The sequence below is a fragment of the Euhalothece natronophila Z-M001 genome, from assembly GCF_007904085.1.
Classification (GTDB): Bacteria; Cyanobacteriota; Cyanobacteriia; order Cyanobacteriales; family Rubidibacteraceae; genus Halothece; species Halothece natronophila.
Map to the genome: position 1 here is coordinate 390,235 of NZ_CP042326.1, position 21,529 is coordinate 411,763.

Sequence of the window (21,529 nt, forward strand, 5' to 3'; positions counted from 1 at the left end):
GTCTTTATTATAGAAAATCATGCAAAATACTCGCTTAAATTTGTTATTAGCAAGTTTTTCTAATCAAGCACAACAATTTTTTGCCAATCCTTGGCGACGAATTAGTTTATTATTAATTAGTCTTTTATTTGGTTTTTTTATGGCATTAGCTATTTCCAGTATTGCTGGCCAAAGGGGAGATTTAGATGTTGTTGTTGCTGCCATTATGTTAATCTTTACAGAAGTTGTTAGCCGAGTAGCCTATCGCAATAATCGTAATAATTCAGGACTAATTGATTTTCTGAATTTATTTAAAGTAGGATTAACTTATGGCTTTTATCTGCAAGCATTTATTTTAGGGTCTTAAAAAGATTAGAAATGGAAACTAATAATCAGTTATTTTTATTGGAGATATTAGTTTAGTTTAATAAAGGTTTTCCTTATTTCACCCATTATTGCAAAGCCCGATCGCGCGTAAACTAGTTTAATATAAATCTGAACAATCAATGAGAATTTTATATCGTTTATCTCAAGGTGAAACTTTAAGCACTAACGAAAAACAAGCCTTAGCCAATATTGATTGGGAAATTGATATTTCACTGGAAACTAGAATTTATTATTTTCCCATAATGTTTGAAAAGATTTCTCCTTTAGCCGAAAAAGAAGGATTAAAACAAGATCAGATATTAGGTTTGCTTTGGAACTTATGGCTACCGATAGCTTTAAAAATTGCTCGTAAAAAAGAACAGAAAAAAAAGCCTTTCATTCAAGGAATTTTAGGACTCCAAGGAACGGGGAAAACAACCTTAGCCATTATTTTACAAGGAATATTAACTCAGTTTGGTTATCATACAGTTACTCTATCCCTAGATGATCTTTATAAAACTTATCCAGAACGGCAGCAATTGCAAAAAGAGGATCCGCGATTAATTTTGCGTGGCCCCCCCGAAACTCATGATGTAAATTTAGGGAAAAATTTATTAGAGAATTTGCTTCAGGAAAAAACCCCCCTTGAGATTCCTCGTTTTGATAAATCAGCTTGCCAAGGAAGCGGCGATCGCGCTACTCCCGAAACCATTAATGACAAAATTGATATTTTATTATTTGAAGGCTGGTTCTTAGGCGTAAAACCCATTGCAGAAACTGCTTTTACTAATCCCCCTTCCCCCATTGACACAGAAGCAGATCGGCAATTTGCCCTTGATAATAACCGCCGTCTGCAAAGTTATCTCCCTTTGTGGGAATATTTAGATAGTTTGATGATACTTGTGCCTGAGGACTATCATTTAAGTGAAAAATGGCGACAAGAAGCAGAGCAAAAAATGATTGCACAGGGAAAATCGGGAATGAGTAATGCAGAAATTAAGCAGTTTGTGGAATACTTTTGGAAGGCATTGCATCCAGAATTATTTATCACCCCCTTAATTGAAAGCAAGCAAGGAGTAGATTTAGTTGTAGAAATTGATGCTAATCATGTTCCAAGACAAGTTTATTAAAGCACTTAAAGAATTATACTCAACTATAGGAGAAAGATGATCTCATTGCCAAAAAGCCACTTCAGTTTACGCAGGCTCAAAGCAAAGCTAGATGGATCCCCTCTACTGTAGTAAGGGCAAATTTAAGGCACAAATTTACAACTATAGTGATTCCAAATAAAAAACAGCAACCTAAAAGTAGTGGGAGCATCTTGCTCCCTAGTAGCAGCCAAGATGGCTGCACTACGGAACTGAATTGGAACGACTATAATTCACGATTATTATATATCTATAAGTTATACAGGGCTTCTATTTTATAATAAATTTTTGACTTTAAGAGAAATCAAATTGATTGATGGCTAAGTATTTTCTTCTATTTGGTACTATTTTTATCATTATTGGTACAGTGGCTGGCTATGTCGCTGGCGAGTGGATCCCTGTCCCTATGGGGATTTTAGCTGGTGGAACTTTTATTTTAATCTTGGGATTCATTATTCTCAGCCGTGGTTTTTGGCGGCGACGTTCCATGCAAACAGGAATTAATGCTTTAATCGCCACCATTGCCCTAGTGACAATCCTGATTTCTGTTAATATCATTGCTATCAATTATGGGCGCACCTTTGATTTAACAGAAACAAATCTTTATACATTAGCCCCCCAATCGCAACAGTTAGTAGCAAATTTAGAGCAGCCATTAAGAGTTGTGGTTTTTGAAAGCCCTCCTTCTAGGGAAAATAAACGACTGTTAGAAAATTATCAAAGTTATAGTGATAACTTTGAGTTTGAATTTGTCGATCCCCAACAAGATATTGCCAAAGTAGAATCATTTGAAGTAGAATCTTTTGGCGAGGTTCATATTGAGTATGGAGATAAAACACGATTTGTTCAAGAGGTTAATGAGTATGAACCGCTTTCAGAAGTAGAATTAACAAATGCGATTAATATTATACAGCGCGATCGCGTTTCTTTTGCCTACTTTTTACAAGGACATGGAGAACCCCCTTTAGAACCAGTGGAGGGCGGATTATCCCAAGCAGCGGATAGTTTAGAACAACAAGGCTATCAAGTTGAGCCATTTAATTTTGCTGAAGAAGCAACCCTTCCTAGTTCCCCGAATAGTGTTTTAATTATTGTCTCTCCCGAACAGGATTTATTCCCAGGTGAAATTGAAGAAATTCAGGATTATGTTGCTGATGGCGGACATCTTCTCCTACTATTAGACCATGATAGTAGTGATAGTTTAGAGCCACTTTTAGATCCTTGGGGAATTGAATTAGATGATCGTGTCATTGTGGATGCTTCAGGAAGAGGACAAGCCTTAGGATTTAATCCTGCTACTACTTTAGTCACTAATTATGGGGATCATCCCATTACAAATCCTTTAGGGAATGGAATTACTGTTTATCCCTTATCTCGTCCTGTAGATGTAAGGGAAATGTCAGGCGTAGAAGCCACTCCTTTAGTTTTTTCTAATGAAGAAAGTTGGGCGCAAAGTGATATTACCCAAGAAGAATTACAATATAATCCAGAGCGCGATCGCGCTGGCCCTTTAGTATTATCATTTGCCTTAGAACGTACTGAAGTAACAGATGAAGATGCTGAAGTAACAGATGAAGATGTTGAAGAAATCCCTGAAGAGTTTCCTGATTTAGAAGAAGATATAGAAACAGAAGAAATTCCTGAAGAAGAAATTCAAGAACAGTTTCCTGATTTAGAAGAAGATATAGAACCGGAAGAAATTCCTGAAGAAAATCAACTGGAGGAAAGTCCTGAAGAGGAGGAAACATCACAAGAAAGAGATATTGTTCCCCCTAGCGAGAGAATGGAACCTTCTCCTAATAATGAAGAAAATAATCCTGAAGAAACGAATAATGAAAATGGAGAAGAAATTACTCAAACTCCAGAAGAATTAGAAGATGAAGAAGAAGAAGAAGCAGAAAATGAGTTAGAAGAACTACCTGAACCAAGTATAGATTCTAGAGTAGTTATTTTTGGCAATAGTGAATTTGCTAAAAATGGTTTATTTATTCAACAGCTAAACGGTGATATTTTCTTAAATTCTGTGGACTGGTTGGTGATTAGCGATGATGATGCTTCTTTGGGGTTACGTCCGCAAGAAGAAACCAATCGACGAATTAATTTAACCTCCCAGCAAGCAACTATTTTACAGAATGTTGCAATGTTAATTGTGCCACTATTTGGTGTTGTGTTGGCGATTATTAGTTGGTTGAGACGACGTTAAAATGCAGAAAACAACTTTATTTTTAGTTTTATTAGCTTTAGGACTAGGGGGGTATGTTTATTTTAATGAAATACACTCTCCCCCACCAGAAGAAACAGAAACCACAGCAGAAGAAACCTTATTGACTTTTGATCATAATGAGGTGCAACAAATTACCCTTGACAGGGAAGAAGAAACCTTAACCCTTATTCGTTCCAATGAGGGTTGGGAAATGATAGAACCAGAAGAAGCTGTTGCCGAAGAAAGCGCGATCGTTTTTTTGCTTGATTTATTAACCTCTGAAACTAGTAGTGAAACATTTACAGTAGAAAAACCTCAACTAGAAGCGTATCAACTCAGTCAACCTTTAGTAAGCATAAAAATTCAATTAGAGGATGAAACTGAACATACCATGATGTTAGGGACTACTACCTTTAATGAAGAAGAGGTGTATGCTAAAATTGACCCCAAAAAGGAGGAAATGCAGGAAGTTAAAATTATTCCTATAAAATTAAAGGAAGCAGCAGAACGTCCCCTTGCAGACTGGAAAGAAGAAGCCTCTCAGGAGGAAGAAGAAACCAACTCTGATTAACACAAATTGAAGAAGGTTGATACGGTCTTAAGTCTTAATTTCTCAACTGATGATTTTTTTTGCCTTATTTTTTTCTTATCATGAACGACCTGAAAATCCAACTTATCAACATTTTGGAGTTTGGACTCCGTACTGTAGGGCATACAGAAACGGATCGCCTTGAGCTAGAACAAGCCTGTGGACAAAATGACCACTGCACTGAAACTGGAGACAATTTTGGTGTAAGTCGTGTGGAAAAAGCAGGAAATCTTGGTCGCGAGACTAGGAATCCCGCGCTATAATCTCTGATTTAGCGCAGGAGGATGTCAAGAGCCAAGCACCTGAAATAGTTGTTGGACTAAGTTTAAATCTTTATTTCCTGGGGAATTTTCTACGCCACTAGAGAGATCGATGCCATTAGGGATTGCTATGGCTAAGGCTTCTCGAATATTATTAGGCGTTAGCCCACCAGCAAGAAACCAAGGGCGGGGCGGATTAAAGTTTTGCAGCAATTCCCAGTTAAAGGCTTTTCCAGTACCGCCAAGTTGTTGGGGATCATAAGCATCCAGAAGAAAGGTATCAACATAGGGGGCGTAAGTTTCAGTTTGTTGCAGAGATTCTGCACTTTTTACCCGAATAGCTTTGATCACTTCAATATTGTTGGGGAGTTGAGAATGCAGTTTGTTACATTCTTCTGGGGTTTCTTCTCCATGAAGTTGTACTGCTGTTAAATGGGTTTGTTGAAGCAAAGAAATAATTTCTGTAGTGTCGGTATTGGCAAAAACCCCAACCCGAGAAACTTGAGGGGGAAGATGGCAGGTAATGCGTGCTATGTTATCAGGAGATAGATAACGGGGAGACTTTTTAACACAGATAAAACCCAGCGCATTTGCCCCCAATTGCGCGATCGCGCTTCCTTGTTCTAAACTAGTAATTCCACAAATTTTAACCCGCATTTGTTCAGAAATATAAATTAGTGTAAATAGTTTGTTACTTCTTAACCTTCAAAAATAGTTTTGTTTATAAATCTTCCTATAATGCCTTTAGCTTGTGATTAAAGGAGAAAAATACTAAAGTTATGTTAAGTTTACTCGCTACTGTTCAATCTACCACACCAAATACAATTACTTGGAGTCCTTCTGTTGCAATGGTAATGATTGCTTGTAATATTTTTGCCATTGCTATTGGTCGTTTTGCCATTCAAAATTATGGAGCCGGTCCTGAACTCCCCTTTCCCAAGCCTTCCATTTTAGAAGGATTTGGCGTTCCTGAATTATTAGCCACTGCCAGCTTAGGACATCTTCTTGGTGCTGGGGTAATTTTAGGACTAGCCAATGCCGGAGTCATTTAAATAATATGCGTTTAGCTTAACAGGGTGGCACGGGTGCGGAATCAGATTCCGCACTCATCAACAAGTAGCAGTCCCCAAAAAAGATCACTCGTCACCCAAGCCAAAGAAGCCCGAGAAGCGATTTTGTTCCAGACTTGGGCCAAATAAATAACGATCCAATTAGCAATTGCAGCCTCTGCATTTGATGGTACGATCTTTAAGCAATCGCTTTTACCAATTGTTATTGAGAGATGGCTGAAACAATTTTTTTAAGGCTCTACGGGAAGCAACAGACGAAGAAATGGCAAGAGATGACACCGTTTTCGTTTTAGGAGAAGATGTGGGTCATTACGGCGGGTCTTATAAAGTAACTAAAGACCTATATAAGAAATATGGAGAATTGCGTCTCTTAGATACCCCCATTGCTGAAAATAGCTTTACAGGAATGGCAGTGGGCGCAGCCATGACAGGATTACGCCCAATTGTGGAAGGAATGAATATGGGCTTTCTCCTGCTTGCATTTAACCAAATTTCTAATAATGCAGGGATGCTACGCTATACTTCTGGCGGGAACTATAAAATTCCTCTTGTTATTCGTGGGCCAGGAGGGGTAGGTCGTCAACTGGGCGCAGAACACTCCCAACGTTTAGAGGCGTATTTTCAAGCGGTTCCGGGGTTAAAAATTGTTGCTTGTTCGACTCCCTACAATGCCAAAGGACTTCTGAAAAGTGCGATTCGAGATGATAACCCTGTGTTGTTCTTTGAGCACGTTCTTCTCTATAACTTAAAAGAAGACTTACCAGAGGGTGAATATTGGTTACCCTTAGATAAAGCGGAAGTAGTCCGTCAGGGAAAAGATGTTACTATTCTTACTTATTCCCGAATGCGTCACCATGTATTACAGGCGCTGAAACCGTTAGAAGAACAGGGAATCGATCCTGAAGTAATTGATTTAATTTCTTTGAAACCCCTAGATATAGAAACCATTGCTGCCTCAGTGCGAAAAACTCATCGTGTGATTATCGTAGAAGAATGTATGAAAACCGGTGGCATTGGTGCAGAGTTGACCGCTCTAATTAATGATCAGTTATTTGATGAACTTGATGCTCCTGTGGTGCGTTTATCCTCAGAAGATATCCCTACCCCTTACAATGGAACATTAGAAAGATATACCATTGTTCAACCACCTGAAATTGTTTCTGCTGTGGAAAATATGATGGCTCTAAAGGTGTAAGGGAAGACTGATGCAACAACAGCGAACTGCGATCGCGCTTATTTTTGTTCTCCTAATTGGGGCTTTAGTCGTACTCACGCAATTATCCGTTCCCCTAGGCTTAGATTTAAGAGGGGGAGCGCAATTAACCATTCAAGTCCAAACTACGGAAGAAATTACCGATATCACTCAAGACCGATTAGAAAGTGTTAAGCGCGTCATTCAAAATCGCGTCGATGGTTTAGGCGTTTCTGAACCCATCGTACAAACTGTGGGCGGAGATAGAATTTCAGTACAACTCCCTGGTGTTAGTGATCCAGCCCAAGCGGAACGAGTCTTGGGGGGAACTGCCCAACTAGAGTTTCGGGCGCAAAAAGAAGGAACAGACCAGGAATTTCAGGAAAAATTTTTGACTCGGGATCAATTAGAAGCTCAACTGGAGGAATTACGAGAAAATTCAGAGGAAAATCAAGCAGAAATCGAAGAAACTCTAGAAGAGTTAGATCAAGTTAATCAGGAAATTTTGGACTTATTTGAGCCTGCCGCCTTAACGGGTAGTCAATTAGAACAAGCTCGTGCCCAACCTGCCCAAGCTGGGAATAACTGGCAAGTGCAAATCCGTTTTGATCAAGAAGGAGGATCAAAATTTGCTGAACTCACGCGAAATATTGCTGGCACGGGACGCGGTTTAGGGATTTTTCTCGATGATGAATTAGTCAGTGCTCCTACCGTCAGTTCCCAATATGCTGATCGCGGAATTACTGGTGGCAGTGCTACGATTTCTGGAGGATTTACTGTACAGGAAGCTGAAGACCTTGCTATTCAACTCCGTGGGGGGTCATTACCTCTACCTGTGGAAATTGTAGAAAATCGGACAGTTGGAGCAACCCTTGGACAAGAAAGCATTCAGCGCAGTATTTATGCCTCCCTTTCCGGATTAATTTTAGTTCTTGTCTTTATGGGAGTTTATTATCGTCTTCCTGGTTTAATTGCTGACTTAGCTCTCAGCATCTATGCCCTTCTTACTTTTGCCGCTTATGTTTTAGTTGGAGTTACTCTCACTTTACCCGGGATTGCTGGGTTTATTCTTAGTATCGGCATGGCAGTGGATGCTAATGTACTGATTTTTGAACGCACTCGGGAAGAATTACGGGCAGGAAAAACCCTTTATCGTGCTGTAGAAGGAGGCTTTTATCGGGCGTTTTCGAGCATTCTTGATAGTAACGTTACCACGCTCATTGCCTGTGCGGCTCTATTTTGGTTAGGCTCTGGGTTAGTAAGAGGCTTTGCGGTTACTCTTGCTATTGGGGTTCTCATTAGCCTTTTTACCGCCCTAACCTGTACACGTACTTTCCTATTATTTGCTGTTTTAGGGTTTCCCACGATTCGTAAAAAACCTGAACTATTCTGTCCTAACCTTGCGGTGCAAAAATGAAGCTAAATGTAATTAAACAACGGTATTTCTGGTGGCTTTTGTCAGCATTAACAGTGATTATTTCTCTGTTAGCGATGATTGTTTCTTATCTCCAGTTTGAAGCCCCTCTCCGACCGAGTTTAGACTTTGTTGGGGGAACACGCCTACAATTAGAGTTAGACTGCTCAATTCCTCAAAATTGTGATGAACCCATTGCCATTAGTGAAGTGCAAGAAATTCTAGAAGCACAAGGGCTTCCTGATGCTAGAGCACAGGTGTTTGGCGAAAACGAAACTGGGTTATCCATTCGCGCACAAACCCTTGACGTGGAAGAACGTAGCGAACTTCAAGACGCGTTAGAAGCTAATTTTGGGCAGTTTGACCCTACAACCATTCAAATTGATACAGTGGGTCCAACTATTGGTGAAGAATTATTTACTTCTGGAATTTTAGCCTTATTGGTGTCCTTCTTTGGGATTATTGTTTATATTAGTATTCGCTTTCAATTGGATTATGCCATTTTTGCTATTCTTGCTCTCTTCCATGATGCCTTGATTACTGCAGGGGTTTTCTCAATTTTGGGCTTAGTTGCAATGGTGGAAGTGGATAGCTTATTTTTAGTGGCTCTCTTGACAATTATTGGTTTTTCTGTTAATGATACTGTGGTAATTTATGATCGGATCCGTGAAACTGGGCAACAAGAGCCAGAAGCCTCTATTGCGAAAGTCGTGGATGATGCAGTCAATCAGACTTTAACCCGATCAATTAATACCACCTTAACCACAATTTTGCCCTTACTTGCTATCTTATTATTTGGGGGAGAAACCCTAAAAGAATTTGCTCTCGCCTTAATTATTGGCTTTTTATTGGGAGCATATTCTAGTATTTTTCTTGCAAGTACCCTCCTTGCTTGGTGGCGAGAACGCCAAGAAACTACTCAACAAAAACCATTTAGTGAGCAGGTGTGATTGATTCTCAGTTATCTCGTGCCGAAGATCCTGAATTAGCAGTTCAAGTGCAACGGTTACATCAGTTAAAGGTTTGTACACGTTGGCTAGGGGTAATCATCTCGTGGCTAGTGGTTATCCCTTTTGTAACTTGGCAACTACAAGAAGAAATTGCCTTAATGCGTGACCACTTTACCCTGGCGGCAGTTCGTTATGCCTTGATTTTTAATCCAATTAGCGCGATCGCGATCAGTTGGTGTTTAGGATTAACTACTGCTGTTCTATTATGGCAAAGTGGCAATATTCTCTTTGGCTTCTCTTCTCGCTACCGACATCAGCTAGAAAAGCAAGTCCGACGCATTCGCAGGCGCGGAAAATCCCATGTCTTTTGGCGTTGGGTTATTGGTAGTAAAAATCAGTGATCTGCTTTTCACATTCACCGAATTAAGTTAAGATAATAAGTCGGTAGTCGCCTCTTGATGCCAGCATAGCTCAGTGGTAGAGCAACCCACTCGTAATGGGTAGGTCAGCGGTTCAAATCCGCTTGCTGGCTTTTGACAAGTGTACAGAAGTGAACTACTCACTTTTAATCGCTGACGCGATGTAAAAGGAGCTTCCTACCCAAAAGAATGCTTTTCAACAAACTCCGAAGAGATTATATCCAAGCCTTACATCTGGCGATCGGCTTTTTCTGCTAAAGCGGTTGTTACCCCATGAGAGAAAATATTTTTTGTTTGTCTGTCTTCTTTTTTTCAGATGATATTTGTGATGGGGAGATTCATCAATTCATCGCAAAACAAGATAGAGTAACCTAAACAGAGCAAGTTGTTTAGAGGATTTAAGGAAGAATTAGCCATGCGAATGTCTCAAATGCTTTTGATGACGCTACGAGAAACCCCAGCCGAAGCAGAAATTCCTAGTCATCAATTACTGTTACGGGCCGGGTATATTCGTCGCATTGGAAGTGGTCTTTATGCTTATCTTCCCATGATGTGGCGCGTTCTGAATAAGGTTTCTCAAATTATTCGGGAGGAAATGGATGCCGCAGGAGCGCAGGAATGCTTATTACCCCAGCTACAACCTTCGGAATTATGGGAAGAGTCAGGGCGCTGGGAAACTTATACTAAAGCTGAGGGAATTATGTTTTCTCTCATTGACCGCCAAGAGCGACGTTTGGGACTGGGTCCCACTCACGAAGAAGTGATTACTGCCATTGCTAGAGACAGTATTCGCTCTTATCGGCAACTTCCCCAAAATTTATACCAAATTCAAACGAAATTCCGCGATGAAATTCGCCCCCGTTTTGGCTTAATGCGAGGGCGAGAGTTTATTATGAAGGATGCTTATTCTTTTAATGCTGATCCTGAAAGTCTGAAAGAAACTTATGCTGCCATGAGCCAAGCCTATGAGAATATTTTAAGGCGTTGTGGCTTACATTTTACGGCAGTGGAGGCTGATTCAGGTGCAATTGGTGGATCAGCGTCTCAAGAGTTTATGGTGCTTGCAGAAGCGGGAGAAGATGAGGTTCTCTATACCGAGGATGGTAAATATGCAGCTAATGTGGAAAAAGCGGTTTCTCTGCCCACTGAAGCCCAACCTTCTCCCTTTTCTAAGTATGAGAAACGAGAAACGCCCAATACTGCAACTATTGCTACTCTCTGCGACTTTTTAAGCTGTGATGCGACGACGGTAGTAAAAAATGTTCTCTATGAAGCGGTTTATGACAATGGGAAGCAAGTTTTAGTCTTAGTGAGTATTCGCGGTGATCAAGATGTGAATGATGTGAAGTTAACCAATATTCTTTCGGGAATGGCGGGAAATTATGGCGCACAGGCGTTAATTGGCTTAAATGTGCCTGATGCAGACGCGCAACAAAAATGGGCGACAAAACCGCTACCATTGGGCTATATTGCCCCTGATTTAGGTGATGATTATATTCAGGGGGGAAAAGGGGTTGAACCGAAGTTTTTGCGCTTAGTGGATGAAACAGCAGTGAATCTACAAAACTTTGTAACTGGTTCTAACGAAAATGGTTATCACGTAGTCGGGGCAAATTGGGGAGAACAGTTTACCCTTCCTGAAACTGTCGTTGATGTTCGAGAAGCCCAAGCTGGCGATCGCGCTACCCATGATTCTCAGCAGATTCTCCAAAGTGCGCGCGGTATTGAAGTGGGGCATATTTTCCAACTAGGAACTAAGTATTCTGAGGCAATGGGGGCAACTTATACCAGTGAACAAGGGCAAGAAGTCCCCCTCTATATGGGTTGTTATGGCATTGGAGTCTCCCGATTAGCCCAAGCCACTGTGGAGCAGTCTTATGATAAAAATGGCATTATCTGGCCGAGCGCGATCGCGCCTTATCAAGTTATTATCACGGTTCCTAATGTTACGGATCAGCAACAATCCCAAGTCGCTGAAACCTTGTATCAAGACTTATTAGCCGCTGGAATTGAAGTGTTACTCGATGATCGCGACGAACGAGCAGGGGTAAAATTCAAAGATGCGGATTTAATTGGGATTCCTTATCGGATTGTCACTGGTCGCTCCCTAGCTAATGGCAATGTGGAAGTGATCAAACGCGCCAATTTATCATCCCAAGAGATGCCTATTTCTGATGTGGTGACGACAATCCGAGATTGGCTACAAAATTAATGGTAAAGAAAAGGGGGAAAACTCCCCCTAACTAGACAACTAAGTCGCTGCTTCAGCTTCTACAGCTGGTTCTTCTAAGCGTCCGTAGAAAATACCACGAATCTTAACATCTTCGGGCTCTTTTGTCCCTAAATCAGTATCTGAAGGCTGATCACTTTCAAAAGTACCAGCAAATTCTCCAGTTACCTGATCCACTTTTTCAATTTGTAAGGAAATATGTCCCTTTCCTTTTTTATAACTCTTTTGATTTTCCTTTTCAAATTTCTCATCATCTGAGCTAGCACGTAATCCCACGGCACTACCATAACCACTGGCAAGCCCTCTTGCTCTCGGATCTAAAAATACCGCGCCACGATAGGAAGGAACTTCAAAATCTCCCTCAAAATCCGTGGAAGTATTAATATTTTCTAATCCAGGTTCAGTTTGAGCAGTTAAACCTTTCACCGTAAATAAGAACGGAACTTGCTCACCACCGGGGAGTTGAACGGTAATGGGCTGGAAGTCAATGCCATCAATTTCCTGAAACAAAAACTTCCCTTCCTGATCTAACTTTAGGTTAGCAACAATTTGATCCAAACTAGAAGTTGAACGAGTGAGCAACTTACCAGAAACAAATTCCGCTTCCCGACGAGAATTAGTGGGTTCTTCTTTCACATAAAATTCTGTCGGTTGCAAACACATATCCTTGATTTTATAGATTTTATCCGGACTGACTTCAATCACTCCCCGTCTGCTTGATGCTAAACGAGGACATTTGTTTGCTAGTCCTGTTCCCACTACTTGATCGTAAGTTAATTGACTTTTATCAACGTATTCGCTTGGCTCTTCAGCACAAGCCGTTAAAAAACTTAAACACAGCGCCAGGACAGTGGCTATTATTGCACGATATTTCATAATTTTTCTTGATTCCTCTTTTGAAAAAACTCTCCGCTACAGCAATGTTATAGATTGCGCCCAATTGGCGATCATAAACAACTCCTCTTTTTTAATCCTACGATCAAATCCTCATCTGGTTAAGATGATGATAAGTTTGAACTAACACGAGGGCGCATTCAGTTCGTGTTGGTTGCCGTTCAGATACAAGGAGGAGTTTCACCAAAATCTTACGATAATCAAAAAAGTTATTGAACATCCAATTAGGCATTGTACACTCTACAGTTGCTTTTCCTAACAAGGAAACTCCTGAAGAGGGGGAAATTATAAAGTTTTGTAACTAAATAAACTGATGGATCACAAGGCAAATCAAAAGTTGACCGAGGAAACAGAGCACCTAAAGAAGTTAGTTTGGGAGCTTGCAAAGGATTATGAAGGAGACGCACCAGCATTATTAACAATACTGCGGGTTGTAGAAGCATTACATTGGGAAATTCGAGAACACTTGTTTAATCCAGCACTTCCCGAAACTCGACAGGAGTTATATCGATTACTACGTAATATTGAAGAAAATGGGGGCTGGCCCTATATTGAACGGATGAAGTTGCGATCGCTGCTGCTCCATTTAGAATTTAGTGACAATAACGAGGATAATCGGGAAGCGTAAACAGATGACTAATTCCACAATTCAATTCGGAACTGACGGCTGGCGCGGTGTGATTGCTGAAGATTTTACCTTTTCACGGGTGAAACAAGTTAGCGTAATTGCGGCTCAAGTTTTACAAAAGCACTATGGTAGTTTAACCCAAAATTCCTTAATTGTTATTGGTTATGATCGCCGTTTCATGGCAGAAAAGTTTGCTCAAGTTGCTGCTGAAGCCGTGCAAAAAGCAGGTTTTGATGTTAATTTAGCCAATTGTTATGCCCCTACCCCAGCACTAAGTTGGGCGGCAAAAACTCAAGCAGCCTTGGGAGCATTAGTTTTAACAGCTAGTCATAACCCCCCAGAATATTTAGGGATAAAAGTCAAATCAGCTTTTGGGGGATCGGTGGGAAGAGAGATTACTGCAGAAATTGAGGAAAAATTAGCACAAGGAAAAATTCACAAGTCTGAGGATATCGGAACTTTAGAATGGTTTAATCCTTGGGATAGTTATTTGGCAGGATTAGAGTCAAAAGTTAAAATTCGGCAGATTAAAAGTGCTATTTCCCAAGGAAAACTGGGGATTTTTGTGGATGTAATGCACGGTGCAGCCGCAGGAGGCTTATCTCGGCTTCTGGGGGAAGGAATAACAGAAATTAATGCTAATCGTGATCCGTTATTTGGTGGGCATCCCCCTGAGCCTTTACCCCAGTATATTCCAGACTTATTTCAAGGGATTAAGCAAGCTAAACTCGAAAATGCCTGGGAATTACAGGTGGGATTAGTCTTTGATGGCGACTGCGATCGCGTAGCGGCAGTTGATGGCGAGGGAAACTTTTTAAGCTCGCAAGTCTTAATCCCTATTTTGATCCAACATCTAGTGAAACATCATGGATTTACTGGCGAAGTCGTTAAAACGGTTAGTGGCTCAGATTTAATTCCGCTAGTGGCAGAGAAATACGAACAACGGATTTATGAAACCCCCATCGGCTATAAATATATCGCAGAACGAATGTTAAAAACTGATGTTCTTATTGGGGGAGAAGAATCAGGGGGCATTGGTTATGGAACGCATATTCCTGAACGAGATGCCCTCTTATCTGCCCTTTACGCCCTTGAAGCAGTGGTGGTGACAGGAAAAGATCTAGGAAGGCTCTATCAAGACTTACAAACTGAGTTAGAATTTCACTCTGCTTATAATCGCGTTGACTTACCATTAGCGAACACTGAAGCCAAAGAACGAGTCAGAAACATTCTGGAGACAAATCCTCCAACTCAAATTGCTGAACAAGCAGTTAAAGACTGTCAAACCGTGGATGGATATAAATTTCGTCTTGCCGATGACAGTTGGCTATTAGTTCGCTTTAGTGGCACAGAACCTCTATTAAGATTATATTGTGAGTCTAGTAATGATCAAGACGTAAAAAGAATTCTGGATTGGGCTAAAAAATGGGCAAGTGAGTTATAAGTTGGTCTGTTGTCCTTTTCCTTTATTATTTTTAAACCAGCGACCAATGACTAATGACCAATGACTAATGACTAATGACTAATAACCAATGACTAATGACCAATGACTAATGACTAATAACTAATCATCACTTACTTCTATCTCTAGTTCCTCAGAAGGAATAAAGGTTTCCCAAGGCAATAAAATTGGCTTTTCTTTAAAAATTAGTTGTCCTCGATAGGTTTCGCGGTTAATGGCAATTCCTTGCATTTGTTCCGCTTTTTTCGGGTAAATCTCGTAACATTTTTCATAGATGTGTTGAGCCCTTTGCAGTAGGTAAGGATCAAATAGGGGTTGAAATTTTTCCGTTTCAGGAATTGAATTAACTTGTTGCACCATCAGACAATTAATTAAATTACCAGATCATCAATGAGCTTAACCGAGTTTTGGCAAAAAATACAATGAATATGCAACTTTCTTCTCGTTTTGACCACGCTCTCACTTTTGCAAGTGATTTACATCGTAAGCAATTTCGGAAAGGCTCAAGTGTTCCCTATATTTGTCATTTATTAGGGGTTTGTAGCCTTGTCTTGGAATATGGGGGAGATGAAGATAGCGCGATCGCTGCTTTGCTCCATGATGCCATTGAAGACCAAGGCGGATTACCCACCCGTGATAAAATTAAACAAAACTTTGGAGAAAATGTCACTGCTATTGTTGAAGCCTGTAGTGATGCTTATGAAAAACCCAAACCCCCTTGGCGTGAACGAAAAGAAGCCTATATTAATCATGTCCCCAATATGAGTGATCAAGCGGCTTTAGTCTCGGCAGCGGATAAACTCCATAATGTGCGTTCCATTATTAAAGATTGGCACGAAATAGGAGAAAAAATTTGGGATGTTTTTAGTGCTTCCAAAGAAGAAACCCTCTGGTACTATCGAGAGTTAGCAGTTGCCTTTTACAAACGAAAACCAACTCCAATTGCTATAGAGTTAAAGCGAACTGTTAGAGAATTGGAAACTTTGAGCACAGACTTATAATTGGAGAAGGACACCAAGGGCGTTATAATAACTCCAAGGTATCTAACTGACCCAATAATTATTTTTTTCCTCACTTATGCTGGGAACATTCCAACAAAGTCAGATCAGAATTGAAGTTAATGCTTCGGCCCGGGCTATTGGTGAAAGTTTACTTTACCCAGAAAAACTCCGTCAGTGGATGTTTCCTCAACAGATATCTTCTGGATTGCCCAATCAATTAGAACCTGGATTAAGTTTTGTTAGTCGCACTGGTCTGATTACGATCAAACATGAAATTGAAACGTTACATGATTCCTATTTACGCTTGATTTTGAGTGAGGCGGTAGATGGCTATCATGAATGGTGCTGGGATGAGGGTTGGGTACAATCCCGTTTAGAAGGGATTTCATTATTACCTTTAAATCTGGCTCAAACCACTACTTTATTAAGATTACGTCAATTTCTAGAATTGTCTTCTCAAGAAAAATCATAAAAAAATATCTTAGCAAAATTTTTTAGACGATATGTTGCGTTTGAGTTGGGTTGCACTATTTTGTTGTCTATTACTAATGGGCTGTGCTTCTAATGAAGTTTCCGTTTCTGAGTCAGAAGCCGCCTCAAGTGAGTCACAGGGACAAAAATTACCCATTACTGCGGAGGTGGAAATTGGCGGAGAACTCATTAAGCTGGAAGTTGCTCGTACCCCAGAAGAACAGGCTATGGGCTTAATGTATCGGGAAGAACTTGCAGCCAATCGGGGAATGCTGTTTCCTCTGGAACCGCCTCGAATTCCTAGGTTTTGGATGAAAAATGTAGAAATTCCCTTGGATATGATCTTTATTTCTGAAGGAGAAGTTCGCGCGATCGCGCAAGATGTTCCCCCCTGTCGAGAAACCCCTTGTCCCACTTATGGCCCCGATACCATTATTGATAAAGTCCTTGAACTGAGAGGCGGACGGGCTGAGGAATTACAATTAGAAGTTGGTGATTCCTTATCAGTGGAATACAAATAACCCAGAATGTGGAAAAAAATCAAACGACAATTTCCCGCCCTCAATCGTACCACTTGGATTTTAGCCTTTGGGCGGTTGTTATCTAGTATTGGGACAGGATTTGTCTTATTTTACGCTTCAATTTTCTTTGTTAACCAAGTGGGACTATCCGCTACACTGGTGGGAATTGGCGTGGGAAGTGGTCAAGTAGCTGGCGTTCTTGGTCGCTTTTTTGGTGGCGTTTTTACCGATAGCAAATCTTGGGGAAGGCGACGCACTTTATTACTCTCCGCCGCTGTTTCTGTTCTTGCTGATATTGTTTTAGGATTAACCTATAATTTTCCCACTCTCTTAGTTGGGAATTTATTAATGGGCTTTGGTGTGGGATTATATTGGCCAGCCACAGAAGCCGTTATTGCTGATATTACCGGACCAGAAGATCGCAATGAAGCCTTTGCCGTTACTCGGGTTGCCGATAGTTTAGGGTTAGGCGTGGGCGTAATTCTAGGAGGCTTAATTATTAGCACTGCGGGCAATTATCGCCTTTTATTTGCTGCGGATGGACTTTCCTTTGTCGTCTTTTTTGCTGTCATTTATTTTGCTGTAGCAGAAAGCTATAACTTTGACGATGAAACGACTCAGAGAAATCTCTTTCAAGGTTGGGGAATTGCACTGCGCGATCGCGCTTTTGTCATCTTTCTTGGCATTAATATTCTCTTCACTACCTATATTGCGAAAGTTCAAAGTACCCTTCCCCTCTATCTCCGTAACTATCCTCAAACCGGTGGCGAAGAACTAGGATTTTCTCCCGAAATTATCAGCGCCCTTTTCACCTGGCATATTACCCTCGCCGCCATTATGCAGTTACCGATGGCGAGATTTTTAAACCGTTTTCGACGCGCCCAAGCCCTCACCTTTTCCTTTTCGCTCTGGCTCATTGGTTTTGGGTTAGTATGGGTGACAGGGGTAACGCCCAATGCCCCTTTAATCATTGCCATTATTACCCTTGGAATTTTAGGGTTAGGCATGAATAGTTATACGCCCGCGGCTTCCTCCCTTGTTGCCGATATTGCCCCAGCTTCCATGCGGGGAATTTATCTTTCCTTAAACTCTCAATGTTGGGCAGTGGGTTTCTTAATTGGACCACCTTTGGGGGGCTGGGCTTTAGATCAAAGCCGTCTCATCACTGATAGCTATTGGCTAGTGGTGGCTTTAACCACTCTCATCGGAATATTACTGTTGCGCTATCTGAATCAACTATTGAAGCAATGAAACATTTGATCTCCTTTTTTCTGGTTTTGGTTTTAATTACACTCAGTAGCTGTCAACAAATTGCTTCTGAAGATAATCCTACAGCCATGACTGTAAGCGAAGCTGATGCCAGTTTAGAAGCCTATGATTTAACCACCGAAGACTGGGAAATGCTAGAAGGGGAAAGCGTTAAGTTATCTGTTCCAGCTAGTTATCGTGGCGGAAGTCCCAATCTTGACCTCACTGAAATTGAATCCACCTTAGAACAGCTAAATGGTGATTATAGTGAGCGTTTGCAAGCAGTGCAGGAAAATCCTGAGGAAATTGCTTTGATTGCCTTTGATACACAATTCTTTGAGTCAGATACTCTTACCAATGTCAATGTCGTTCAACACGAATTAGATGAGGAAATCAGCCTTGAGGACTATCTTTCTCAAGCAGTTAGCAACCTCGAAGCTACCCATAATATTGAAGAACAAGAAATCATTAACAATAATGACACTTCTATGGGGCGAATTTTAACGACTCTTACTACAGAGGAAGGGGTAGAAATGACACAACTGTTTTATATTCATTCTCAACCCGAAGCTATGTGGATTACCACTTATACAACTCCTAGTAGTGAATTTGAGCAGCGCGTCAGTAATTTTGAAGAAAGTATCGCTAGTTTAGAAATTGAAGCACTGGAATAATCATTACAAATTGTGGAACTCAAACAAGTTATCATCGCCTATAAAGCAGGTGAATCTGAAAGTAAAGCCTGGGCGGAAAAGTATTCTAAAGCCCTAGAAAAGCGTAACTGTAAGGTTCTTATGGGGCCAAGTGGCTTTAAGGATAATCCCTATCCTGTTTTTTTATCCTCTGTCACTAATCAAATTGACCTTGCCATTGTTTTTGGAGGGGATGGTACCGCTTTAGCCGCTGCCCGAGAGTTAGCCTTAGCCTCCCCGTTAATTCTTGCAGTTAATGTGGGAGGACATTTGGGCTTTCTTACCGAACCCTTTGAACTCTGTCAAGATATTGAAGCCACTCTAGATCGCTTAGAATCCGATCTTTATGCCATTCAACGGCGAATGATGCTACAAGCGCAAGTGTTGGAGGGAGGGCGAATTAAACCTCAACCCATGAGCGATCGTTTCTTCTGCCTAAATGAAATTTGTGTCAAACCTGCCAGCATTGATCGGATGCCAACTTCAATTCTAGAGATGGAAGTGGATGGGGAAGTTGTGGATCAATTTCAGGGAGATGGCTTAATTGTTTCTACGCCCACTGGTTCAACCTGCTATACAGCTTCTGCCAATGGCCCCATTGTCCATCCTGGAATGGAAGCAATGGTTATTACCCCAATTTGTCCCTTGAGTCTCTCTAGTCGCCCTTTAGTGATTCCGCCGGGGTCTGTGGTTAATGTTTGGCCCCTCGGAGAACAAGAACCAGTCACTAAACTTTGGACAGATGGATCGCTGGGAACCACCATTTGGCCCGGACAGCGAGTTTCTGTGACTATGGCAAATTGTTTGGCAAAATTTATCATTCTACGGGAAGAACATTCTTTCTACCATACTTTGCGTGAAAAACTCTCTTGGGCGGGAACTCGCATTCATTATGATAATGAACACCGCAATGGTAGTAATTAGGTTATTTAGCAGTCTTCACTCTCAGGAGGTTTTTGTCCTTTGTTATTAGTCCTTTGTCCTTTGTCTTTTGTAAACCAATGACTAATGACTAAGAAACGCTATACAATTCTCTCTAACTGTGGTTTTAACCGTTCGGCAGAATTAATGGTTAGTCCCGAAAAGCCACTATCAACAGCAACATTTTCCTCTTCTGTGAATAGTAACCAACGACTACCACGAGGAAGATCATTAACCTCGGTCATATCGCAAGTGACCCAAATTAAAGGCAGGGGAGGAGGATTATTTTCTCGGGTTTCAGAAAATGTTACTGCAGCTAGAGATTCTAAAACGCCCTGTTGTGAGGAAATTAATCCCGATCGCGCTGTCCACAGTTTAACATTAAGTTGACTACGGTAAGCGTAAAAATAAAGGGAAGCAACAGCAATTACCGCATCCTCAAACACCTCTGGTTGCCAAGAAATAGCACTATTGAGGCAAATTACCACATCTTGACCCCCGACAGAGAGTTCCATTTCTCGCACCCGTAATTCCCCAAATCTGGCTGTACTGCGCCAATGAATTAAGCGCGGCGGATCTCCCTTTCTGTAAGGACGTACTCCTCTAGTTAAACCAATATTTGCCGATTGGAAACGCTTTTCTTGGGGAAATTGATCACTATCTTCTTGTCCTAAAGTATCTAAGAGAGAACATTGTTTCAGGGGTAAAACAAGGGGATACACAATTGCTTTCGCAGTTACCTCACGACTGCGACGACTCCAGAACAAACCCAGAGGGGTGGCACTACGTAAGTCCACTTGTGACCAATGATAAATTCCTCGCTGTACCACTTTCAGACTATAAATCCAAGAATAAGACTCTTGAGGCGGGAGATTTTCAATTGCCCTTTTTGGGGGCTTTCCTAACCCTTCTGGAACACAGTCAATAACTTGTAAAAGAGTCTTACTTTGCCTGGTGGGATTAGTAATGATTAATTCTAAAGTTAACTCATCCCCAGCACTAACGGGATAAATGGGAGAACGTTGCACCTGCAAAGATTTTAAAGCCCGTGGGGGAAGAACTGCAGCTAATCCCAATAAGGCAAAAATCAGACCACTGAGAACATATAACCACCCCACCATGGTATTTGTCGCCGCGCCAAAGAAAGAAATGGCAATCAACAGTAAAACTAATCCACCATAGGAAGGGCTAGAGAAACGGGTTTCTAACCAGTTTTGAAAACGAGGCAACATGATTGATTTTGTCCTTTATATACTCCCCCGAATTGGGGGAAATAAGTTGTTAATTAGAAATGTAGCCTAATGACTCTAGTTTAGTGACAATTTTGCCCACACTTTCATCAAGAGATTCTAAATCAGTGCGACATTCCACAGTGGGGTTGTTTGGCGGTTCATACGGATCATCAATGCCTGTAAATTTTTGAATTTCCCCAGCACGGGCTTTTTTATATAAGCCTTTAACATCTCGTTCTTCACAAATACTTAAGGGGGCATTAACAAACACTTCTACAAAATCCCCAATTTTTTGACCAACTTCCTCTCTTACTTCACGATAAGGAGAAATGGCAGAAACGAGAACAATTACTCCGTTACGGGTTAGAAGATGGGCAACAAAGCCAATGCGACGGATATTGGTATCTCTGTCTTCTTTACTAAAGCCTAATCCTTTAGTGAGGTTTTGGCGGACGATATCCCCATCTAATACCTCTAGTTTTTCACAACCGCGCGATCGCAGTTCTTTTTCTAGAGCCTGAGTGATTGTTGTTTTTCCAGCACCACTTAAACCTGTTAACCAAATGGTAACACCACGATGTTTCATTAAACTGAATCCTTTTCTTAACTCAATCTGCCATGATACTTGAGTATGAGATT

At 41.0% G+C, this 21,529-nt stretch carries 23 protein-coding genes, 1 tRNA gene and 1 pseudogene; 20 read left to right on the top strand and 5 right to left on the bottom strand.

The genetic code is table 11. The features are described from left to right. The first annotated feature begins 19 nt into the window (after window positions 1–19). From FRE64_RS01735 to FRE64_RS01755, 5 genes are all read left to right on the top strand, one after another. The gene (locus FRE64_RS01735; RefSeq protein ID WP_146294384.1) at window positions 20–346 is read left to right on the top strand and encodes a DUF565 domain-containing protein; all 327 of its coding nucleotides are present in this window, start codon (window positions 20–22) and stop codon (window positions 344–346) included. Between the two features lie 139 nt (window positions 347–485). After that, window positions 486–1,475 carry a glycerate kinase gene (locus FRE64_RS01740; RefSeq protein WP_146294385.1) on the top strand — a complete coding sequence of 330 codons (990 nt, stop codon included), beginning with the start codon at window positions 486–488 and terminating at the stop codon, window positions 1,473–1,475. 334 nt (window positions 1,476–1,809) lie between these two features. After that, window positions 1,810–3,696, top strand: coding sequence for a DUF4350 domain-containing protein (locus FRE64_RS01745; protein ID WP_146294386.1), 1,887 nt, complete (start codon window positions 1,810–1,812; stop codon window positions 3,694–3,696). A gap of 1 nt (window position 3,697) precedes the next feature. Beyond that, window positions 3,698–4,267: a DUF4340 domain-containing protein gene (locus FRE64_RS01750; RefSeq protein WP_146294387.1), complete on the top strand. Its 570-nt coding sequence runs from the start codon at window positions 3,698–3,700 to the stop codon at window positions 4,265–4,267. 80 nt (window positions 4,268–4,347) lie between these two features. Further along, window positions 4,348–4,548 (top strand): hypothetical protein, encoded by a 201-nt coding sequence (locus FRE64_RS01755; protein WP_186708924.1) that lies wholly within the window; start codon window positions 4,348–4,350, stop codon window positions 4,546–4,548. 24 nt (window positions 4,549–4,572) lie between these two features. On the opposite strand, the gene FRE64_RS01760 is transcribed toward FRE64_RS01755, so the two are convergent. Continuing rightward, window positions 4,573–5,202, bottom strand: coding sequence for a phosphoribosylanthranilate isomerase (locus FRE64_RS01760; protein ID WP_146294388.1), 630 nt, complete (start codon window positions 5,200–5,202; stop codon window positions 4,573–4,575). Window positions 5,203–5,324: 122 nt separating this feature from the next. On the opposite strand from FRE64_RS01760, the gene psaK reads away from it, so the two are divergent. From psaK to FRE64_RS01795, 7 genes and pseudogenes are all read left to right on the top strand, one after another. Further along, window positions 5,325–5,597 (top strand): photosystem I reaction center subunit PsaK, encoded by a 273-nt coding sequence (psaK, locus tag FRE64_RS01765; RefSeq protein ID WP_146294389.1) that lies wholly within the window; start codon window positions 5,325–5,327, stop codon window positions 5,595–5,597. A gap of 230 nt (window positions 5,598–5,827) precedes the next feature. Further along, window positions 5,828–6,810 (top strand): annotated as a pseudogene (locus FRE64_RS01770) (pyruvate dehydrogenase complex E1 component subunit beta). A 10-nt stretch (window positions 6,811–6,820) separates the two neighbouring features. After that, window positions 6,821–8,224, top strand: coding sequence for a protein translocase subunit SecD (gene secD / locus FRE64_RS01775; RefSeq protein ID WP_146294391.1), 1,404 nt, complete (start codon window positions 6,821–6,823; stop codon window positions 8,222–8,224). Then, on the top strand, window positions 8,221–9,171 hold the full coding sequence (secF, locus tag FRE64_RS01780; protein ID WP_146294392.1) for a protein translocase subunit SecF: 951 nt from the start codon (window positions 8,221–8,223) through the stop codon (window positions 9,169–9,171). Before secD ends, secF begins: the two co-directional genes overlap by 4 nt. Continuing rightward, the gene (locus FRE64_RS01785; RefSeq protein WP_146294393.1) at window positions 9,168–9,572 is read left to right on the top strand and encodes a hypothetical protein; all 405 of its coding nucleotides are present in this window, start codon (window positions 9,168–9,170) and stop codon (window positions 9,570–9,572) included. The genes secF and FRE64_RS01785 overlap by 4 nt, the downstream gene beginning before the upstream one ends. Before the next feature lie 59 nt (window positions 9,573–9,631). After that, window positions 9,632–9,703 (top strand) — tRNA-Thr (locus FRE64_RS01790). Between the two features lie 302 nt (window positions 9,704–10,005). Next, complete coding sequence (locus FRE64_RS01795) at window positions 10,006–11,802, top strand: proline--tRNA ligase (protein WP_146297244.1); 1,797 nt, start codon at window positions 10,006–10,008, stop codon at window positions 11,800–11,802. 39 nt (window positions 11,803–11,841) lie between these two features. On the opposite strand, the gene psbO is transcribed toward FRE64_RS01795, so the two are convergent. Continuing rightward, window positions 11,842–12,696, bottom strand: coding sequence for a photosystem II manganese-stabilizing polypeptide (psbO, locus tag FRE64_RS01800; RefSeq protein WP_146294394.1), 855 nt, complete (start codon window positions 12,694–12,696; stop codon window positions 11,842–11,844). Between the two features lie 331 nt (window positions 12,697–13,027). Here psbO and FRE64_RS01805 point away from each other — a divergent pair, with 331 nt between their 5' ends. Both FRE64_RS01805 and FRE64_RS01810 read left to right on the top strand, forming a co-directional pair. After that, entirely contained in the window at window positions 13,028–13,342 is a 315-nt protein-coding gene (locus FRE64_RS01805; protein ID WP_146294395.1) for a hypothetical protein, read from the top strand. 4 nt (window positions 13,343–13,346) lie between these two features. Continuing rightward, window positions 13,347–14,786 carry a phosphoglucomutase/phosphomannomutase family protein gene (locus tag FRE64_RS01810; RefSeq protein WP_146294396.1) on the top strand — a complete coding sequence of 480 codons (1,440 nt, stop codon included), beginning with the start codon at window positions 13,347–13,349 and terminating at the stop codon, window positions 14,784–14,786. Between the two features lie 120 nt (window positions 14,787–14,906). On the opposite strand, the gene FRE64_RS01815 is transcribed toward FRE64_RS01810, so the two are convergent. Further along, a complete protein-coding gene (locus tag FRE64_RS01815) occupies window positions 14,907–15,164 on the bottom strand; it encodes a hypothetical protein (protein WP_146294397.1) in 258 nt (85 codons plus the stop codon). 62 nt (window positions 15,165–15,226) lie between these two features. Here FRE64_RS01815 and FRE64_RS01820 point away from each other — a divergent pair, with 62 nt between their 5' ends. The 6 genes from FRE64_RS01820 to FRE64_RS01845 all read left to right on the top strand — a co-directional run bounded on the left by FRE64_RS01820 (window position 15,227) and on the right by FRE64_RS01845 (window position 19,661). Beyond that, on the top strand, window positions 15,227–15,805 hold the full coding sequence (locus FRE64_RS01820; protein WP_246140371.1) for an HD domain-containing protein: 579 nt from the start codon (window positions 15,227–15,229) through the stop codon (window positions 15,803–15,805). Between the two features lie 76 nt (window positions 15,806–15,881). Continuing rightward, window positions 15,882–16,277, top strand: a complete 396-nt coding sequence (locus FRE64_RS01825; protein ID WP_146294398.1) for a hypothetical protein — start codon at window positions 15,882–15,884, stop codon at window positions 16,275–16,277. Window positions 16,278–16,308: 31 nt separating this feature from the next. Beyond that, entirely contained in the window at window positions 16,309–16,797 is a 489-nt protein-coding gene (locus tag FRE64_RS01830; RefSeq protein ID WP_146294399.1) for a DUF192 domain-containing protein, read from the top strand. 6 nt (window positions 16,798–16,803) lie between these two features. Next, window positions 16,804–18,048, top strand: coding sequence for an MFS transporter (locus tag FRE64_RS01835; RefSeq protein ID WP_146294400.1), 1,245 nt, complete (start codon window positions 16,804–16,806; stop codon window positions 18,046–18,048). Next, window positions 18,045–18,719, top strand: a complete 675-nt coding sequence (locus FRE64_RS01840; RefSeq protein ID WP_146294401.1) for a hypothetical protein — start codon at window positions 18,045–18,047, stop codon at window positions 18,717–18,719. The genes FRE64_RS01835 and FRE64_RS01840 overlap by 4 nt, the downstream gene beginning before the upstream one ends. A gap of 12 nt (window positions 18,720–18,731) precedes the next feature. Continuing rightward, the gene (locus tag FRE64_RS01845) at window positions 18,732–19,661 is read left to right on the top strand and encodes an NAD(+) kinase (protein WP_146294402.1); all 930 of its coding nucleotides are present in this window, start codon (window positions 18,732–18,734) and stop codon (window positions 19,659–19,661) included. A gap of 98 nt (window positions 19,662–19,759) precedes the next feature. On the opposite strand, the gene FRE64_RS01850 is transcribed toward FRE64_RS01845, so the two are convergent. Next, entirely contained in the window at window positions 19,760–20,890 is a 1,131-nt protein-coding gene (locus FRE64_RS01850) for a DUF58 domain-containing protein (protein ID WP_146294403.1), read from the bottom strand. A 49-nt stretch (window positions 20,891–20,939) separates the two neighbouring features. Further along, window positions 20,940–21,476 carry an adenylyl-sulfate kinase gene (cysC, locus tag FRE64_RS01855; protein WP_146294404.1) on the bottom strand — a complete coding sequence of 179 codons (537 nt, stop codon included), beginning with the start codon at window positions 21,474–21,476 and terminating at the stop codon, window positions 20,940–20,942. Between the last annotated feature and the right edge of the window lie 53 nt (window positions 21,477–21,529).

Bases quoted from the DNA above. Each gene is read 5' to 3' on its own strand.
- FRE64_RS01735 (WP_146294384.1), top strand. From the start codon at position 20: ATGCAAAATACTCGCTTAAATTTGTTATTAGCAAGTTTTTCTAATCAA.
- FRE64_RS01755 (WP_186708924.1), top strand. From the start codon at position 4,348: ATGAACGACCTGAAAATCCAACTTATCAACATTTTGGAGTTTGGACTC.
- psaK (WP_146294389.1), top strand. From the start codon at position 5,325: ATGTTAAGTTTACTCGCTACTGTTCAATCTACCACACCAAATACAATT.
- FRE64_RS01750 (WP_146294387.1), top strand. From the start codon at position 3,698: ATGCAGAAAACAACTTTATTTTTAGTTTTATTAGCTTTAGGACTAGGG.
- FRE64_RS01840 (WP_146294401.1), top strand. From the start codon at position 18,045: ATGAAACATTTGATCTCCTTTTTTCTGGTTTTGGTTTTAATTACACTC.
- FRE64_RS01835 (WP_146294400.1), top strand. From the start codon at position 16,804: ATGTGGAAAAAAATCAAACGACAATTTCCCGCCCTCAATCGTACCACT.
- FRE64_RS01830 (WP_146294399.1), top strand. From the start codon at position 16,309: ATGTTGCGTTTGAGTTGGGTTGCACTATTTTGTTGTCTATTACTAATG.
- FRE64_RS01795 (WP_146297244.1), top strand. From the start codon at position 10,006: ATGCGAATGTCTCAAATGCTTTTGATGACGCTACGAGAAACCCCAGCC.
- secD (WP_146294391.1), top strand. From the start codon at position 6,821: ATGCAACAACAGCGAACTGCGATCGCGCTTATTTTTGTTCTCCTAATT.
- FRE64_RS01745 (WP_146294386.1), top strand. From the start codon at position 1,810: ATGGCTAAGTATTTTCTTCTATTTGGTACTATTTTTATCATTATTGGT.
- psbO (WP_146294394.1), bottom strand. From the start codon at position 12,696: ATGAAATATCGTGCAATAATAGCCACTGTCCTGGCGCTGTGTTTAAGT.
- FRE64_RS01810 (WP_146294396.1), top strand. From the start codon at position 13,347: ATGACTAATTCCACAATTCAATTCGGAACTGACGGCTGGCGCGGTGTG.
- FRE64_RS01740 (WP_146294385.1), top strand. From the start codon at position 486: ATGAGAATTTTATATCGTTTATCTCAAGGTGAAACTTTAAGCACTAAC.
- cysC (WP_146294404.1), bottom strand. From the start codon at position 21,476: ATGAAACATCGTGGTGTTACCATTTGGTTAACAGGTTTAAGTGGTGCT.
- FRE64_RS01825 (WP_146294398.1), top strand. From the start codon at position 15,882: ATGCTGGGAACATTCCAACAAAGTCAGATCAGAATTGAAGTTAATGCT.
- FRE64_RS01760 (WP_146294388.1), bottom strand. From the start codon at position 5,202: ATGCGGGTTAAAATTTGTGGAATTACTAGTTTAGAACAAGGAAGCGCG.
- FRE64_RS01815 (WP_146294397.1), bottom strand. From the start codon at position 15,164: ATGGTGCAACAAGTTAATTCAATTCCTGAAACGGAAAAATTTCAACCC.
- FRE64_RS01850 (WP_146294403.1), bottom strand. From the start codon at position 20,890: ATGTTGCCTCGTTTTCAAAACTGGTTAGAAACCCGTTTCTCTAGCCCT.
- secF (WP_146294392.1), top strand. From the start codon at position 8,221: ATGAAGCTAAATGTAATTAAACAACGGTATTTCTGGTGGCTTTTGTCA.
- FRE64_RS01820 (WP_246140371.1), top strand. From the start codon at position 15,227: ATGAATATGCAACTTTCTTCTCGTTTTGACCACGCTCTCACTTTTGCA.
- FRE64_RS01805 (WP_146294395.1), top strand. From the start codon at position 13,028: ATGGATCACAAGGCAAATCAAAAGTTGACCGAGGAAACAGAGCACCTA.